Origin of the sequence: Pseudomonas oryzihabitans (assembly GCF_032027545.1) — a bacterium.
Classification (GTDB): domain Bacteria; phylum Pseudomonadota; class Gammaproteobacteria; order Pseudomonadales; family Pseudomonadaceae; genus Chryseomonas; species Chryseomonas oryzihabitans_F.
On the sequence record NZ_JAVSJB010000108.1, the window covers coordinates 1 to 418 of the forward strand.

At 57.9% G+C, this 418-nt stretch carries 1 pseudogene; it reads left to right on the forward strand.

Annotated elements, in window-relative coordinates:
- Positions 1 to 204: pseudogene (locus tag RND78_RS27935) on the forward strand (shufflon system plasmid conjugative transfer pilus tip adhesin PilV); the annotation flags it as partial.
- Positions 205 to 418 lie beyond the last annotated feature (214 nt).

Below are 418 nucleotides of genomic sequence, written 5' to 3' on the forward strand. Positions count from 1 at the left end.
CGTCGCAATGGAGGCAGCGCACCTACCTGCGCCGCCTATAACATTCCAGGGTATAGCGCCAATGACGTGACGACCTACGCGTGTCCAGTGGGCTATACCAAGACCGGTTGGGATACGACCGGCAGTGGGTGGCGCGGTGCAAGCACACCCGGACTGATCATTGGTCAGAACGATTACGCGACGATCTTCTGCTGCAAGTTCTAGCGCTACGGCTGGGGTTGGTGTCTTAAGGTTTGAAGCAGCCGTATGAGATGCAGGGCTGACAGCCACCGACCGCAATGGAAAATTGGTTGTAGGTCTGATACCCAACAGGACAGCTGCAGCTACCCGTATAGGGATTGGCTGTGCCGCATCCGCCAGAGGCCCAAGACGCTGCGAAAAAAGTGCCGCCCCAATGGGTATCCGCCGACTGCCGTTT